General features: G+C 74.0%; 16 protein-coding genes and 2 tRNA genes. 2 read left to right on the forward strand and 16 right to left on the reverse strand.

Features of this window, described 5'->3' with window-relative positions:
- Positions 1 to 7 precede the first annotated feature (7 nt).
- The gene (locus ACQ614_RS12040; protein WP_431678506.1) at positions 8 to 1,441 is read right to left on the reverse strand and encodes an MFS transporter; all 1,434 of its coding nucleotides are present in this window, start codon (positions 1,439 to 1,441) and stop codon (positions 8 to 10) included.
- Between the two features lie 102 nt (positions 1,442 to 1,543).
- On the opposite strand from ACQ614_RS12040, the gene ACQ614_RS12045 reads away from it, so the two are divergent.
- The gene (locus tag ACQ614_RS12045) at positions 1,544 to 2,452 is read left to right on the forward strand and encodes a helix-turn-helix transcriptional regulator (RefSeq protein WP_431678507.1); all 909 of its coding nucleotides are present in this window, start codon (positions 1,544 to 1,546) and stop codon (positions 2,450 to 2,452) included.
- 64 nt (positions 2,453 to 2,516) lie between these two features.
- Here the strand turns inward: ACQ614_RS12045 and ACQ614_RS12050 are convergent.
- The 8 genes from ACQ614_RS12050 to ACQ614_RS12085 all read right to left on the reverse strand — a co-directional run bounded on the left by ACQ614_RS12050 (position 2,517) and on the right by ACQ614_RS12085 (position 7,022).
- Positions 2,517 to 2,589 (reverse strand) — tRNA-Ala (locus ACQ614_RS12050).
- A 34-nt stretch (positions 2,590 to 2,623) separates the two neighbouring features.
- Positions 2,624 to 2,696: transfer RNA gene (locus ACQ614_RS12055), tRNA-Ala, on the reverse strand.
- 105 nt (positions 2,697 to 2,801) lie between these two features.
- Complete coding sequence (locus ACQ614_RS12060; RefSeq protein ID WP_431683900.1) at positions 2,802 to 3,449, reverse strand: histidine phosphatase family protein; 648 nt, start codon at positions 3,447 to 3,449, stop codon at positions 2,802 to 2,804.
- Complete coding sequence (gene rsfS, locus ACQ614_RS12065; RefSeq protein WP_363496922.1) at positions 3,446 to 3,883, reverse strand: ribosome silencing factor; 438 nt, start codon at positions 3,881 to 3,883, stop codon at positions 3,446 to 3,448. The genes ACQ614_RS12060 and rsfS overlap by 4 nt, the downstream gene beginning before the upstream one ends.
- Positions 3,884 to 3,990: 107 nt before the next feature.
- Positions 3,991 to 5,820, reverse strand: a complete 1,830-nt coding sequence (locus ACQ614_RS12070; protein WP_431678509.1) for an LCP family protein — start codon at positions 5,818 to 5,820, stop codon at positions 3,991 to 3,993.
- A 16-nt stretch (positions 5,821 to 5,836) separates the two neighbouring features.
- Positions 5,837 to 6,466 carry a nicotinate-nucleotide adenylyltransferase gene (gene nadD, locus ACQ614_RS12075; protein WP_363496928.1) on the reverse strand — a complete coding sequence of 210 codons (630 nt, stop codon included), beginning with the start codon at positions 6,464 to 6,466 and terminating at the stop codon, positions 5,837 to 5,839.
- Between the two features lie 106 nt (positions 6,467 to 6,572).
- On the reverse strand, positions 6,573 to 6,722 hold the full coding sequence (locus ACQ614_RS12080) for a hypothetical protein (RefSeq protein WP_431678511.1): 150 nt from the start codon (positions 6,720 to 6,722) through the stop codon (positions 6,573 to 6,575).
- A 153-nt stretch (positions 6,723 to 6,875) separates the two neighbouring features.
- A complete protein-coding gene (locus ACQ614_RS12085; protein ID WP_363496934.1) occupies positions 6,876 to 7,022 on the reverse strand; it encodes a hypothetical protein in 147 nt (48 codons plus the stop codon).
- Positions 7,023 to 7,232: 210 nt separating this feature from the next.
- On the opposite strand from ACQ614_RS12085, the gene ACQ614_RS12090 reads away from it, so the two are divergent.
- Positions 7,233 to 8,297, forward strand: coding sequence for a M48 family metallopeptidase (locus ACQ614_RS12090; protein WP_431678512.1), 1,065 nt, complete (start codon positions 7,233 to 7,235; stop codon positions 8,295 to 8,297).
- A gap of 37 nt (positions 8,298 to 8,334) precedes the next feature.
- On the opposite strand, the gene ACQ614_RS12095 is transcribed toward ACQ614_RS12090, so the two are convergent.
- The 7 genes from ACQ614_RS12095 to rpmA all read right to left on the reverse strand — a co-directional run bounded on the left by ACQ614_RS12095 (position 8,335) and on the right by rpmA (position 15,498).
- Positions 8,335 to 9,405 (reverse strand): hypothetical protein, encoded by a 1,071-nt coding sequence (locus ACQ614_RS12095; protein WP_431678513.1) that lies wholly within the window; start codon positions 9,403 to 9,405, stop codon positions 8,335 to 8,337.
- A gap of 91 nt (positions 9,406 to 9,496) precedes the next feature.
- Entirely contained in the window at positions 9,497 to 10,090 is a 594-nt protein-coding gene (locus ACQ614_RS12100) for a hypothetical protein (RefSeq protein ID WP_431678515.1), read from the reverse strand.
- Between the two features lie 83 nt (positions 10,091 to 10,173).
- Entirely contained in the window at positions 10,174 to 11,481 is a 1,308-nt protein-coding gene (locus ACQ614_RS12105) for a glutamate-5-semialdehyde dehydrogenase (protein WP_363496947.1), read from the reverse strand.
- Positions 11,482 to 11,675: 194 nt separating this feature from the next.
- Entirely contained in the window at positions 11,676 to 12,176 is a 501-nt protein-coding gene (locus ACQ614_RS12110) for a hypothetical protein (protein WP_431678516.1), read from the reverse strand.
- Positions 12,177 to 12,244: 68 nt separating this feature from the next.
- On the reverse strand, positions 12,245 to 13,381 hold the full coding sequence (proB, locus tag ACQ614_RS12115) for a glutamate 5-kinase (protein WP_363496953.1): 1,137 nt from the start codon (positions 13,379 to 13,381) through the stop codon (positions 12,245 to 12,247).
- A 273-nt stretch (positions 13,382 to 13,654) separates the two neighbouring features.
- Positions 13,655 to 15,130 (reverse strand): GTPase ObgE, encoded by a 1,476-nt coding sequence (gene obgE / locus ACQ614_RS12120; RefSeq protein WP_431678518.1) that lies wholly within the window; start codon positions 15,128 to 15,130, stop codon positions 13,655 to 13,657.
- Between the two features lie 110 nt (positions 15,131 to 15,240).
- Positions 15,241 to 15,498, reverse strand: a complete 258-nt coding sequence (rpmA, locus tag ACQ614_RS12125) for a 50S ribosomal protein L27 (protein WP_030058248.1) — start codon at positions 15,496 to 15,498, stop codon at positions 15,241 to 15,243.
- Positions 15,499 to 15,510: the final 12 nt, after the last annotated feature.

Genomic DNA, 15,510 nt, shown 5'->3' on the forward strand with positions numbered 1-15,510 from the left:
CGCGGTCTCAGACCGCGCGCCCGGTCCGCCCCGCGAGAACGGCCGCCGCCGCCAGCGCACAGCCGATGACCGCGGTGGTGACCAGCAGGGCGTGGCCGGAGGCGGCCGCGCTCGCCGGGTAGCTCACCCGGCCGAGGAACACCGTGCCGAGCAGCGTCACTCCGATCACCTGGCCGAGCTGCAGCACGGTGACCATCACCCCGCTGGCGTCAGCGGCGTCCGCCGGGTCGACCCGGCCCAGCGCACGGGCGAACAGCGGGCTGTAGGCGCAGCCGGCGGCCAGCCCCGTGACGGTCAGCACGGCCTGCTCGGGCAGGCCGACCGTGCCGCCGCCGCCGAGCAGCAGGCCGACCAGGACGTAACCCGGGGCGACCAGGGCAAGGCCGAGCACCGGCAACGGCCGGTGCAGCCGCTGCGGCACCCGCTGCCACAACAGGCTGGCCGCCCCGAAGGCCACCGCCACCGGGGCCGAGTTCAGGCCGGCGAGCAGCGCGCTGCGGCCGAGGCCGGCCTGCTGGTGCAGCGCGAAGGCGAACATGAAGCCGGCGAACCCGGCCATGATCAGGAAGATCGCCCCGGCGGCGGGCAGCAGGCCCGGCGCGCGCAGCACCCGGCCGGCGATCAGCGGACGGCCGCCGCGCACCGCGGTGCGCCGCTCGACGGCGGCGAACACGGCGAACATCAGCGCGCTGCCGCCGAGCATCGCCCAGCCCCAGGCGGGCCAGCCGAGCTCGTGCCCGAGCACCAGCGGCACCACGAGCAGGCCGAGGGCGGCGGCCAGGGTGAGCAGGCCGGGCAGGTCGAAGCCGCGGCCGGCGTCCCCGGGGAGCTCGGGCAGGAGCCTGCGGGAGGCGGCCAGCAGGGCCAGGCCGATCGGCACGTTGACCAGGAACACCGGCCGCCAGCCGCTGCCGAACAGGTCGGCGCTGACCAGCAGGCCGCCCACCACCTGTCCGACCGCCATGCCGCCGGCCAGGACGGCCGAGTACAGGCCGAGCGCGCGCACCCGGGCGGGCCCGGTGAACAGCCGCTGCACGAGGCTCATCACCTGCGGCACCATGACGGCGGCGCCGACGCCCTGCGCCACCCGGAAGCCGATCAGCCAGCCGGTGCCGGGCGCCAGTCCGCAGGCCAGCGAGGCGGCGGTGAAGGCCGCCAGGCCGTACCGGAACATCCGGCTGTAGCCGAAGCGGGCGCCGAACCGGGCGCCGGTGATCAGGAACACCGCGTAGGCGATGGTGTAGCCGGAGACGACCAGCTGGAGGGCGGCGCCGGAGGCGTGCAGGTCGGTGCGGACGGTGGGGACGGCGACGTTGACGACGGAGACGTCGAGCAGGGCCATGAACTGGCCGGCGAGCACCAGGCCGAGGACCGCGCCGGGTCTGGCGGCGGTGCCCGGGGCGGCCGGTGGTGCACTGGCGGGAATCCGTAGATCGGTCATGCGGCCATGCTCGGCGGCGCCCGGTACCGGTGGTTAGAGCCTGCCGATCCTGGTACTGGCAGCACCTGTAAGCGGCCGCGGCGGTGCGCGACGATGGTCGGCATGACCGTGCTGGACGCAGACACCACCGCGCCGCCCCGCCGGGACCTGAGGCGCGACGAACTCGCCAAGTTCCTCCGGGCCTGCCGGGCGAGGGTCCGCCCCCAGGACGTGGGCCTGCCGCCGGGGCTGCGGCGGCGCACCCCGGGCCTGCGTCGCGAGGAGGTCGCGCAGCTCGCCGGGCTCGGGGTCACCTGGTACACGTGGCTGGAGCAGGGCCGTCCGATCAACGCCAGCGAGCAGGTGCTGGAGGCGGTAGCGCGGACGCTGCGGCTGGACGGCGCCGAGCGCGAGCACCTGTTCCGGCTGGCGGGGGTACGGCCGCCCGCGGCCGCCGACACCGAGTGCCCGGAGCTGGACGGCGCGCTGCGGACCATCCTGGACCAGCTGTGCCCGCTGCCCGCGGCGATCTGCAACAGCCGCTACGACCTGCTGCGCTACAACGCGGCCTACGACGCGCTCTTCCCGGCGGCCACCCGCCCGTCGCGGCCCGGGCAGCCGCGCAACAGCATGTGGTGCGCGTTCACCGTGCCGGACTGCTGCAACCCATTCCTCAACCGGGACGAGGAGCTGCCCCGGATGGTCGGGGTCCTGCGGGCCGCGTACGGGCGGCACCTGGGCGAGCCGGCCTGGGAGGCGTACGTCCGGGACCTGTCGGCGGCCAGCCCGCGGTTCCGGGAGCTGTGGGCCCGGCAGGAGGTGGCGCCGCCGCGGAACACCCGCAAGGTGTTCCGGCACGCCGTGGGCGGGGTGATGCACTTCCAGGCCTCGTACCTGACGATCCCGGCCGCACCGGAGGCGTACATCGTGGTCTACACGCCGGAGGGCGCCGAGGACCGGCGGGCGCTGGAGCGGCTGGTGGCGGCCCCGGTCGACCACCGGGAATCGTGCGTCCACCGGGCCGGCGGCTGAGCCGCCCGGGCCCGGGAACGCCGGGAGGCCGCCACCCGACGGGTGGCGGCCTCCTGTACTGCTGTGGAGCTATGGGGAATTGAACCCCAGACCTCTTGCATGCCATGCAAGCGCTCTACCAACTGAGCTATAGCCCCGCGACACGTACGACCCCAGGCCGCAGGTGCGGAGTGGAGCTATGGGGAATTGAACCCCAGACCTCTTGCATGCCATGCAAGCGCTCTACCAACTGAGCTATAGCCCCGCAGTCCCGGTTGTCCGCCTTCCTTCCGGTCGGCGTCCTCGCTGCGAACGAGGAAGACTCTAGCCGGTCAGGCCCGGAACTGCGAAATCGCCTGCCGGAGCGGGCTCAGGTCTCGTCGCCGATGACCGGCTGCGGCAGGGTGCCGGCGTTGTGCTCCAGCAGCCGCCAGCCGCGCGCGCCCTGGCCGAGCACCGACCAGCAGCAGTTCGACAGGCCGCCGAGGCGCTCCCAGATCACCGACTCCAGGCCGAGCAGCCGGCCGATCATGGTGCGGATGGTGCCGCCGTGGGAGACCACCACGACCGTGCCGTCCTCGGGCAGCTTCTCGACCGCGGAGAGCACCACCGGGACGGCGCGGTCCGCCACCTCGGTCGCCAGCTCGCCGCCGCCGCGGCGCACGGGGTGGCCCTGCGACCACGCCTCGTACTCCTCCGGGTAGCGGGCCCGGATCTCGGCGTTGGTGAGCCCCTGCCACTCCCCCGCGTACGTCTCGCGCAGGCCCTCGTGGTGGTGCACCTCCAGCCCGGTGACCTTGGCCAGCTCGGCCGCGGTGCGGGCGGCGCGCTGCAGGTCCGAGGAGACCAGCAGGTCGGGGCGCAGCCCGGAGAGCAGCCTGGCGGCCCGCTGGGCCTGGAAGATGCCCTGGTCGGTCAGCGGGATGTCGGTGCTGCCCTGGAACCTCGACTCGAGGTTCCAGGAGGTCTGGCCGTGCCGCCAGAAGACGATGCGCGGCCCCCGCGCGGCGCGGCTCAGCTCTCGTCCCCGGCGACGGCATTGCCCGCGGCGTCGGTGCGGGCGCCCTCGGGGCGGTTCCGGGTGGCCAGCGCGTCGGCCGGCAGCGGCAGCTCGGGGCAGTCCTTCCAGAGCCGGTCGAGGGAGTAGAAGGAGCGCTCCTCGGAGTGCTGGACGTGCACGACGATGTCGAGGTAGTCGAGCAGGATCCAGCGGCCCTCCCGCTCGCCCTCGCGGCGGACGGGCTTGACGTCGAGCTCCTCGCGGAGCTTGTCCTCGATCTCCTCGGCGATGGCCCGCACCTGGCGGTCGTTGGCCGCGGAGGCGATCAGGAAGGCGTCGGTGATCGACAGTACGTCGCTGACGTCGAACGCGACGACGTCGTGCGCCAGCTTGTCGGCCGCCGCCTGGGCGGCGACGTTGATGAGTTCCTGGCTCCGGTCAGTGGCAGTCACAGTGTTCTTCCGGCTCGGCTACGTGTTTCTCCGTTCCAGGATCTCACGAACGCCCGGCGCCCCCGATCGAATTGACCGGGGGCCCGGGCGGGCCGGCCGCGAGGGCGTCACGGGCGGGCGGACGCCGATGGGCTGCTCGTCTCGTGGGGCAGGCCCTTGTAGTCCTTGCCCAGCACCACCACGAGGTCGGCGTTCTGCGGATCGGTGACCTTCTTCACGGACTCCGGCTTGAGGCCGAGCGCCCCGGCCAGCGTCTTCGCGGCCTCGGCGCGGGTGTCGTCGGTGTAGCGGATCTCGCTGGTCGCCTGGACGGCGCCCGCCTTGCCGCTGCTCGGCACGACCTCCATGCCGGCGTTGGTGATCTGCACCGAGGCGTCCCCGGCAGCCTCCTTCTGGCCCGAGGCGTCGAGCACGGACACACGGGTGGTGCTGCCCGTGACGGGGGCGTTCTTCACGGTGCCGCCGAGCACCTCCTTGACCTGCCGGCCGGCGGTCGCCTCGTCCAGGGTGCCGTCCGGTTTGGCCTTCAGCAGCTGGGTGCCGAGGTGCCCGTCCTTGCCCTGCTGGGCGAGCTGGACGAGCACGCCGGCCAGCGCCTTCTCCGGCAGCGAGGGGTCGAGCACCGCGTTCATCCGGTGCACGTCCTCGGTGGCCTCGGCGAGGTCGGTCGGCATGGCGTGCAGCACCGCCTCCATGACCTGCCCGAACCGGGCCAGCTGGGCCTCGCGCGCCTCGCCGGGCGCCTGCAGGGTGGCGTAGGCGACGGCGGCCTGGCCGTTCAGCGAGACGCCCTTGCCGGCCGACGCGAGGACCTTGCCGTCCGCGGCCTTCACCTCGGCGTTCGTGTCCACCTTGATGCCGCCGAGCTGGGCGACCAGCAGCGTCAGGTACGGGGTGTCGAGGCGCCAGGTGCCGGCCACCGGGGCGCCGAGGACGGTCGCCAGGCCCTCGCGGGTGCCGGACGGGCCGACGTCGTCGAGGCCGGTGGCGGCCGTGGTGGTGGCCGAGTCGCCGGGCAGCTTCAGGGTGTCCGGGATGAGCAGCACGGTGCCCTTGTGCCCGGAGGCGTCGTTGACCAGCAGCGCGGTGCTGACCTTGCCCTTCAGGTCGCGCAGGTGGACGACGTTGACCTGGCGCCCGCCCGCGGCGGCCGCGGCCGAGCCGCCGGAGTCCCGGCCCGTCCACCACAGGTAGCCGCCGACGCCGCCGCCGACCAGTGCGGCGGCCACCGCCAGCCCGATCAGCCGGTTGCGCAGCCGGCGCCGGCGCTCGGCCCGGACCTCGCTGCGGGACTCGGCGAACTTCAGCCAGTCGATGACGTCCTCGGACTGCTCCGACTCCTCGTCGACGAAGGTGAACTCGCCGGTGGCGTAGTTGTCCCCCGCGCCGGCCGGGCGCCGGGGCGTGCGGCTGCCGGCGACCTGCTCCGAGGGCTGCGCGGGCGCGGTCCGCGCCGGGGCGGCGGTAGCGGCCGCCGCGGGGGCGACCGGGGCGACCTGCTGCAGCGGCGGCTGCGGCACCGGGGGCCGCCGCGCGGGCTGCTGCACCGGCGGCGGGGCCTGCGTCTGCGCGGCCTGGGCCTGCTGGTACGGGTCCTGGGCGTAGCCCTGCTGCTGCTGGTAGCCGCCGCCGTACTGGTCCCAGCCCTGCGGCTGCTGCGGCTGCTGGTAGTACGCCTGCTGCTGGTACTGGTCCTGGCCCTGGTAGCCCTGCTGCTGCGGGTAGCCCTGGCCGCCCTGCTGCTGGTAGCCGCCGTGGCCGTACGGGTCCTGCTGGTAGGCCTGCGGCTGCTGCTCCTGGTAGCCCGCGTACGGGTCGTAGCCGTAACCCTGCTGCTGGGGCTGCTGCTCCTCGGGCCTGCCGTAGGGGTCGTAGCCCTGCCCGTACGGGTCGTGCTGGTACCCCTGGGGCCCGCCGCGGTCTGCCGTTCCGGTCACGCCGTCCCTCCCGGGATCAAGGCTGGGCCGGCGCGTAGAGCGCCCGCTTGTGGATGTAACGGACCACACCGTCCGGGACGAGGTACCAGACCGGCTCGCCCTTGGCGACCCGGTTGCGGCAGTCCGTGGAGGAGATGGCCAGCGCCGGCACCTCGACCAGGGAGACCCCGCCGACCGGAAGCCCGGCGTCCGACAGAGTGTGCCCCGGGCGGGTGCAGCCGATGAAGTGGGCGAGCTCGAAGAGTTCGTCGGAGTCGCGCCAGGAGAGGATCTGCGCGAGCGCGTCGGCGCCGGTGATGAAGAACAGCTCGGCGTCCGGGTGCAGGGCGTGCAGGTCGCGCAGGGTGTCGACGGTGTAGGTCGGGCCCTCGCGGTCGATGTCGATCCGGCTGACGGAGAACTGCGGGTTCTCGGCGGTGGCGATGACCGTCATCAGGTAGCGGTCCTCGGCGGACGTGACCTGCCGGTCCGACTTCTGCCAGGGCTGCCCGGTCGGCACGAAGACCACCTCGTCGAGGTGGAAGGCGCTGGCGACCTCACTGGCGGCGACCAGGTGCCCGTGGTGGATCGGGTCGAAGGTGCCGCCCATCACACCGAGGCGCTTCCGCGCCCGCGGCGCACCGGTGGTCCCGGCCTGCTGTCCCATGCCGCCACACCTTACGCGACGCGCATCACCGGGCGGCAAGCCGCCCGGAGAGGTCCGCGGGAGGGAGCGCGCAGCTTCTGTGCAGGCGCTCCCCGCGGCGGCCGGCTCAGCGGTCGCGGTTGAAGCGGGTGGTGATGAAGAGCATCAGCAGCAGGATGAACAGTGCGGCCCCACCGGTCAGGTACGGGTTGAGGCTCTCGTGGTTGCCGCCCTCCTCGGCGAGGCGGGTCAGGGCGGGCAGTGCAGCAGTGCTCATGGTCGGCAGGACCTTCTCGGCTCGGGGGCGGACGAGGGTGCGGGCCGTGCGGCCTGCGGCCTCATCGTACGGGTGGCCGCCGCGCAACCGCGCGGCGGCCCACCGCGTCTGACCCCTCGTAGGTGCCGGAGCAGCGGCGGCCCGCCGGGACCGTCAGTTGTTGCGGCCCGCGCGGACCAGGATCCAGGCCAGCAGGCCTACGCCGACGATGGAGCCGACGACGATGATCCGCAGGAACAGGCCGGGCCCGTTCTCGCTGGAGATCGGTCCGGCCAGGTGCGCCAGGGTGGCAGGGGACATCGGCGGTGCTCCTCTCGCTCCGGAGGACCAGCGTAGACCGGGGCGTACCGGACAGCCGCCACCGCCCCCCGGCGCGAACCGGAGGACCCGCGCCGCACGCGGGGCGTACGGTGGGCGCCGGGGACGAGTACGCGCACACGGACGTTGGAGCCAACAGCAGCGGGGGCCGGCCGCAGGCCGGTGCCGGCGACGACCAGGAGGTACTCACACATGACCGACTTTTCCAAGGGCAGCAGCACGCCCAGCCGCCGCCGCCAGCGCTTCCCGGAGATCTCCACCCGGGCCTGGGAGCACCCCGCGGACCGCTCCGCGCTGGTGGCGCTGCGCAAGCTCAGCGGCTTCGACGAGATCCTCAAGAAGCTCGCCGGGCTGGTGTCCGAGCGCAGCGTCCGGCTGATGTTCCTGGCGACCGCCGTGAAGGCCTCGGAGCGTCAGTTCCCCGAGCTGCACTCCATGGTGCGGGACGCGGCCTACGTGCTCGACCTGGAGAAGGTGCCGGACCTGTACGTCACGCAGGACCCGGCGGTCAACGCCATGTGCATCGGCATGGACACCCCGATCATCGTCCTGACCAGCGGCCTGGTGGACCTGCTGGACGAGGAGGAACTGCGCGCGGTCGTCGGCCACGAGGTCGGCCACGCCATGTCCGGCCACGCGGTCTACCGGACGATGCTGCTGATCCTCACCAACATCGCCGCGCGGATCGCCTGGCTGCCGCTGGGCAGCCTCGCCATCATGGGCGTGATCACCGCGCTCAAGGAGTGGTTCCGCAAGGCCGAGCTCTCCTGCGACCGGGCCGGCCTGCTCGCCGGCCAGGACCTGCAGGCCTCCATGCGCGGCCTGATGAAGCTGGCGGGCGGCCACGACCTGGCGGAGATGAACGTCGACGCCTTCCTGGAGCAGGCCGAGGAGTACGAGCGCGCCGGCGACCTGCGCGACGGCGTGCTCAAGCTGCTGCAGGTGCTGCCGCAGACCCACCCGTTCGCGGTCGTCCGGGTCGCCAAGCTGAAGAAGTGGGCGGAGAGCGACGAGTACCGCTCGATCCTGGCCGGCGCCTACCCGCGCCGCGGGGACGACCCGGACGCCTCCGTCGGCGCCCAGTGGAAGGCCGCGGCCGACTCCTACTCGCAGTCCGTCAAGGAGAGCAAGGACCCGCTGATGGGCCTGCTGCGCGACGTGGCCGGCGGGGTCGGCACGGTCGGCGGCAAGCTGCGGGACACCTTCGCCGGCGCCCGCGCCAACGGCTCCGGCGGCGAGAGCAGCAACGGGGAGTGACACCCGGCGGGGTGCCGGGCCCGGCCGGGGCCGCCGCTCACCGCCCGGTGGCCGGCGGCACCGTCAGCGGCCCGAGCACCCCGCACACCTGCCAGGCCGGGCGGCTCCGGTCGCCCGGGTCGACCGCCTTCGGGGCTGCCGCCGTGCTGCCGGCCAGCAGCGGCTGCAGGTAGCCGCTCATCGAGGCGCCGCAGGCGGTCGGCCCGGCCTGGACGACGGCGTCGACCAGCCGCAGCCGGTCCGCGCCGAGGTCCGCCCGGTCGAAGGCGAAGCGCAGTTCGCGGCGGACGGAGAACAGGCTGACCGGCCCGTCCGCGGTGCCCGCCGCCCGCACCGCGTAGACGAAGGTGTGGTCGGTGGTGACCTCCAGGGTGCCGCTGTCGGCCTCGCCGATCCGCACCGTCCCCGCCGTCCGCACCGCATCGCCGGCCAGCGCCACCTGCCCGGGGTCGAAGCGGACCAGCCAGCCGGTGGCCGCATGGTGCTGGTCGTCCCGCGGGCTGTTCACGCTCTGGTCGTACTGCTCCTGCTCGCCCGGCGTCACCAGGGTCCGCACCTCGCCGGTCTCACCCTCGACGAGGGTGGCCGGGGCCAGCGCGGAGGCCGTGAGGTAGCGCTGCACCACGGACAGTGCCCGGTTGACGTCCGTCCTGGTGAAGTGGGCCGTCGCCGCACCGGCCGGCAGGGCCAGCCCGGTGGCGCCCTCGGCATAGCCGGCCGGCAGGCCCGCGAACGGATCGGAGGGATCGGCCACCGCGGCCACCGCCGCGGTCGGGCTCAGCGCCACCAGGCCCGTGGTCAGCTGGTTGCCGTACGGCGGGGCGGCCTGACGGTGCGGCGAACTGACACCGAAGTACACCGCGGCCGCGAAGGCGAGGAAGACGACCAGCAGCAGCGCGACCGCCTGCCGCGGCAGCGTCCCGAACGGGCCGAAGCCGACCCGCGGCCGGGTCGCCCGGTACGTGCCGCCCAGCCGCTCGCGCGCCGAGAGCTCCTGGATCCGGGCAGCCCGGACGAACGATTCGTCGAACACGACGGACCGGAACTCGTCGTCACTGCCGGAACCGCCCTCGGGCGCACCCTCCGGAGGCTCGCGCGGGTCACCCATAGAACCAGGGTAGGACCGGCAGGCCCACGGTTCGACCGGCCGCGGGCAGATTCCGTCCGGCGGCCGTACGCGGCGCCATCCGGTGACCCGCTCAGCCGCTCGGCAGGGCCACGGCAGTGGGCAGCGGAACCGCCGGCGGGGTGCCCGGCGTACTGCTGGTACCCACCTCGGGACGCCGCGGGGACTCGCCGGCACCACCGGCACCGCGGTAGATCGCGGCGGCCGCCACGGCCACCACACCGACCCCCATCACCACCGCCAGCACCCAGGCCACCGGCCGGTGCCAGCGCTGCTGGGCGATGTACCGCCCGTCGTGGCGCAGCGGGTCCCAGCCGACCGTCCGGCTCCACCGCGCCCGGCGGCGGGCCCGGTCGGTGCCCGACCACGGATCGGGGTACTGCCGGTCGTCGTCCAGGCCGCGCGGATGCGGGCGCAGCTCCAGCGGCAGAACGTCGCCGGTGCCGGCCATCTCCGGAGCGGTCAGGTCGTAGGGCCGGGCCGGACCCGCGGTCTCCGGCTCGAACCTCGCCTCGGCCGCGGCCAGCTGCCGCTCCAGGGCGCTCGGTTCGTGCACGGCAGCGGACCGGACAAAGGCCTCGTCGAGCACCACGGTGGCGAACTCGTCGTCCGCACCACCGTGGTCGGCGCCGTCGGGGTACGGCGAGCCCCCCACATCCTCAGCCACGGGATTCAGCGTATTACCGGGCGGGCGGTTTGTCTGGGGCTCCCGGCAGATGGCCCGGCTGCCGGGAGCGCGCGCCCCCGGCGTCAGGAGCCGACGGTCTGCTGCGCCTCGCCCCGCACATGGCCGTCACCAGTGACGATGTACTTGGTGGAGGTCAGCTCGGGCAGGCCCATCGGGCCGCGGGCGTGCAGCTTCTGGGTGGAGATGCCGATCTCCGCACCGAAGCCGAACTCACCCCCGTCGGTGAACCGCGTCGATGCGTTGACCGCCACGGTCGTGGAGTCGACCAGCTGGGTGAAACGCCGCGCCGCACCCTGCGAGGTGGTCACGATCGCCTCGGTGTGGCCCGAGGACCAGCGGCGGATGTGCGCCACCGCCGCGTCCAGCGAGGGCACCACGGCGGCCGCGATGTCGTACGACAGGTACTCCGCCTCCCAGTCCTCGTCGGTGGCGGGCACGGCCGTCACCGCGGTGCCCTCGGCGGCCTTCAGGACGGCGTCGTCGCCGTGCACCGTCACCCCGGCACCGGCCAGCGCCTCCAGGGCGAGCGGCAGGAAGGCGTCCGCGACGTCCTGGTGGACGAGCAGCGTCTCGGCGGAGTTGCAGACGCTCACCCGCTGCGCCTTGGAGTTCAGCAGGACGCCGACCGCCATCGCGAGGTCCGCCTGCGCATCGACGTAGACGTGGCAGTTGCCGGTGCCGGTCTCGATCACCGGCACGGTCGAACCCTCGACCACGGTGCGGATCAGCGAGGCGCCGCCGCGCGGGATCAGCACGTCCACCAGGCCGCGGGCGCGCATCAGTTCCTGCACCGAGTCCCGGCTCTCGCCGGGCACCAGCTGGATCACGTCGGCCGGCAGCCCGGCGGAGGCGACCGCGTCGCGCAGCACGGCGACCAGTGCGGTGTTGGAGCGGTAGGCGGAGGCCGAACCGCGCAGCAGCACGGCGTTGCCGGACTTCAGGCAGAGCGCGGCGGCGTCCACGGTGACGTTCGGGCGGGCCTCGTAGATGATGCCGACCACGCCGAGCGGGACCCGGACCTGCCGGACGTCGAGGCCGTTGGGCAGGGTGTAGCCGCGTACCACCTCGCCGACCGGGTCGGGCAGGCCGACCACGTCGCGGACGTCGGAGGCGATCGCGGCGATCCGCTGCTCGTCCAGGCTGAGCCGGTCGACGACCGACTCGGGGGTGCCGGCCTCGCGGGCGCGGGCCACGTCCTCCGCGTTGGCGGCGGTGATCTCGGCGCTCCTGGCGACCAGGGCGTCGGCGATCGCCAGCAGCGCGGCGTCCTTGGCACTGCGCGGGAGCGGGGCGAGCGCGGCGGCCGCCTCACGGGCTCGGCGCGCAACGGCGAGGACGGGGCTGTCGGTGATGGCGTGGTCGCTGGTCATGCCTGAAGGGTAGCGACTCGCCGCCCCGTCCCCGGCCCGCATTTCGGCGGCTGAGACACGGACACGGGCCGCCCGGGGGCGCCGGGGCACCTCCCGGCCGAAGGCCGGGGGCGGAACTGCGCGAGGCGGAGGTACGGCGCCGTCTCTGCCGAATCGCGCAGTTCCCCGCGCCCTGAGGGTGCCCGGCGGCGCCCTCAGTACGGGTGGACGCCGCCCAGCTGCGGGGGCGGGTCGCCGAAGCCTTCGGCGACCCGCTGGTGGTAGGTGGCGCGGTCCACGACCTCCAGGCCCACGATTTCCCAGGGCGGTAAGTTCGCGGAGGCCTTGTGCTCCCCCCACAGCCGCAGCGCGACCGCGGCGGCGTCGTGCAGGTCGCGGGCCTGCTCCCAGTACCGGATCTCGGCGTGGTCGGCGGCGTAGCGGGCGGTGAGGAAGAAGGCGTGGTCGTGGGCCAGCTGCTCCAGCCCGGCCCGGAGCTCCGGGAGGGGGGTGACCCGGCCGGCCACCGAAAGCACCACGTGCCAGAGCCTGCCCTGCTCCTCGACGGTGTCGTCACCCTCCGAGCGGGGGCGCAACTCCCGGACGTTCTGCGGGGTTTCGTCGGTCGCGGTGCCGTCGGCGCGGCCGCCCGCGATGCCGGCGAGCCGCCGGCCCGACGTCTCGCCGGGCAGTGTTCCCGGGCGCCTGCTTGCCATCGGCGGCCTCCTGTTCGGCGATGCCCGTTGTCGGCGCCGGCCAGCGGCGCCGGCACCTGGCGGCCCCGTCAGCCGCGCAGGACGACCAGGTCGTCGCGGTGGACGACCTCGCGCTCGTACGCGGCACCGAGCTCCCGGGCCAGCTCCCGCGTGGACCGGCCGAGCAGACGGGGCAGCTCCCTCGCATCAAAGTTGACCAGTCCGCGGGCGACGATGTGGCCGTTTTCCCCAAGAAGGTCGACCGGATCGCCCGCGGTGAAGTCGCCCTCGACCCTGGTCACACCGGCCGGCAGCAGGGACTTCCCGCCCAGGACGACCGCGTCGACCGCGCCGGCGTCCAGGTGGAGTGCGCCGCGCGGGGTGGAGGCGTGCTCCAGCCACAGCAGGCGGTCGGCGGAACGGCTGCCGGTGCGCTGGAAGAGCGTGCCGGTGGGGCGGCCGGCCAGGGCCTCGGCGGCGTGGCTGGCGGCGGTGAGCACGACGGGGATGCCGGCGCCGGTGGCGATCCGGGCGGCCTCGACCTTGGTGACCATGCCGCCGGTGCCGACGCCGGCCTTGCCGGCGCTGCCGATCTCGATGCCGTCGAGGTCGTGCGGGCCGCGGACGGTCTCGATCCTGCTGGTGCCGGGCCTGGCCGGGTCGCCGTCGTACAGGCCGTCGACGTCCGAGAGCAGGACCAGCAGGTCGGCCCGGACGAGGTGGGCGACCAGGGCGGCGAGCCGGTCGTTGTCACCGAACCTGATTTCGGCGGTGGCAACGGTGTCGTTCTCGTTGACGACCGGCATCGCGCCCATCGCCAGCAGCTGGTCGAGGGTGCGGTAGGCGTTGCGGTAGTGCGAGCGGCGGCTGGCGTCCTCCGCGGTGAGCAGCACCTGGCCGACCCGGATGCCGTACCGGGCGAAGGAGGCGGTGTAGCGGGCGACCAGCAGGCCCTGGCCGACGCTGGCGGCGGCCTGCTGGCGGGCGAGGTCCTTGGGACGCTTCTCCAGACCGAGCGGGGAGAGGCCGGCGGCGATGGCGCCGGAGGAGACCAGCACGATGTCGGGGGCGTCCGGGCGGGCCCGGACCTTGGCGACCGCGTCGACGAGGGCGTCGACGCGGTCCGCGTCCAGCCCGCCGGCGGCGGTGGTCAGCGAGGACGAGCCGACCTTCACGACGATCCGCCGGGCGGCGAGGACGTCCTGCCGCAGTGTCTGACCCGTCATCAGTGTCCTCCGGTCGTGCTGGATCGAGCCCGCTGCTCGGTCGCAATCTACGCGATCCGCGCGGCGGGCTCGTCGGGATATCAGCTGGCGGACGGCACCGCGGGGGCGGGGTGGACCTGCTCCCGGCCCCCGGGCGAACGGGTGGAGAAGATCGTCACCCGGTGGACCCCGCGCCGCCGCGCCGAGGCCCCCCTCTCCGGGCCCGCGGTGCCTCCCCTCCCGTCCGGTGGTCTTCGGACGGGAGGGAGGTCAGCGGGCGCCGGGCCGGGTTTTTCAGTAGTCCTCGTCGTCGCCCTCGATGGCCTGGCGGCCGGAGGAGAGCGCCTCGAACGCCTTGAACTCCTCCTCCGCGGCGTCCCGGCCGCGCTGGCGCTCGCGGCGGCGGTCGACGGCGGGCCGCTGGGTCTCGAAGCGGTGGTCCTCACCACGGCGGCCGAGCATCTCGGCACCGGAGGCCATGGTCGGCTCCCAGTCGAAGACGACGGCGTCCTCCTCGGCGCCGATGACGACCGTGTCGCCCTCGTGGGCGCCGATCTTCCACAGCTCCTGCTCGACGCCGAGGCGGGCCAGGCGGTCGGCGAGGTAGCCGACGGCCTCGTCGTTGCTGAAGTCGGTCTGGCGGACCCAGCGCTCCGGCTTGACGCCGCGGATGCGGTAGGCGCCGTCCTCCTCGGTGATGGTGAAGCCGGCGTCGTCCACGGCCTTCGGGCGCAGCACGATCCGGGTCGACTCCTGGACGGGCTTGGCGGCGCGCGCCTCGCCGACGATCTGGGCGAGGGCGAAGCTCAGCTCGCGCAGGCCCTTGTGCGAGGCGGCGGAGACCTCGAAGACGCGGTAGCCGCGCTCCTCCAGGGACTCGCGGGTGAGGTCGGCGATGTCCTGGCCGTCGGGCACGTCGACCTTGTTGAGGGCGACCAGCCGCGGACGGTCCTCCAGGCCGCCGTACTCGGCGAGCTCGGCCTCGATGGTCTCCAGGTCGGACAGCGGGTCGCGGCCCGGCTCCAGGGTGGCGCAGTCGAGGACGTGCACCAGCACCTCGCAGCGCTCGACGTGCCGCAGGAACTCCAGGCCGAGGCCCTTGCCCTGGCTGGCGCCGGGGATCAGGCCGGGCACGTCGGCGATCGTGTAGACGGTCGAACCGGCGGTCACCACACCCAGGTTGGGGATCAGTGTGGTGAACGGGTAGTCCGCGATCTTCGGCTTGGCGGCGGACAGCACGGAGATCAGCGAGGACTTGCCGGCGCTCGGGTACCCCACCAGGGCCACGTCGGCGACGGACTTGAGCTCCATGACGATGTCGCGGGCCTCGCCGGGCTCGCCGAGCAGCGCGAAGCCGGGGGCCTTGCGGCGGGCGGAGGCCAGGGCGGCGTTGCCCAGGCCGCCGCGGCCGCCGGCGGCGGCGACGAAGGTGGTGCCGTGGCCGACGAGGTCGGCGAGCACGTTGCCCTTGCGGTCGAGCACCACGGTGCCGTCCGGCACCGGCAGGACGAGGTCCTGGCCGTCGGCACCGGTGCGGTTGCCGCCGGCGCCGGGCTTGCCGTTGGTGGCCTTGCGCTTGGGCGAGTGGTGGTACTCGAGGAGGGTGGTGATCTGGCTGTCGACGACGAGGGTGACGCTGCCGCCCTCACCGCCGTTGCCGCCGTCGGGCCCGCCGAGCGGCTTGAACTTCTCCCGGTGCACGGAGGCGCAGCCGTGGCCCCCGTTACCCGCGGCGACGTGCAGCTCGACGCGGTCCACGAAGGTGGTCATGGGGTGTGCCTCCAGTACGACGAAAAAATGGGGTCCTGCGGTAAAGCGTGAAGGGTGGACCGGATCATTCCGGCCCACCCTTCACGACGAGTCCTGACGTGGGGTCAGACTCAGGCCTCGACGGCCACGATGTTGACGACCTTGCGGCCGCGGCGGTTGCCGAACTGCACGGCACCGGCGGTCAGCGCGAACAGGGTGTCGTCGCCACCGCGACCGACACCGGCACCCGGGTGGAAGTGGGTGCCGCGCTGGCGGACGAGGATCTCGCCGGCCGAGACGACCTGGCCGCCGAAGCGCTTGACGCCGAGGCGCTGGGCGTTCGAGTCACGGCCGTTACGGGTAGAGCTTGCGCCCTTCTTGTGTGCCATCTCGCTATCCCC

Source organism: Kitasatospora dryopteridis (genome assembly GCF_050749075.1).
Classification (GTDB): Bacteria; Actinomycetota; Actinomycetes; order Streptomycetales; family Streptomycetaceae; genus Kitasatospora.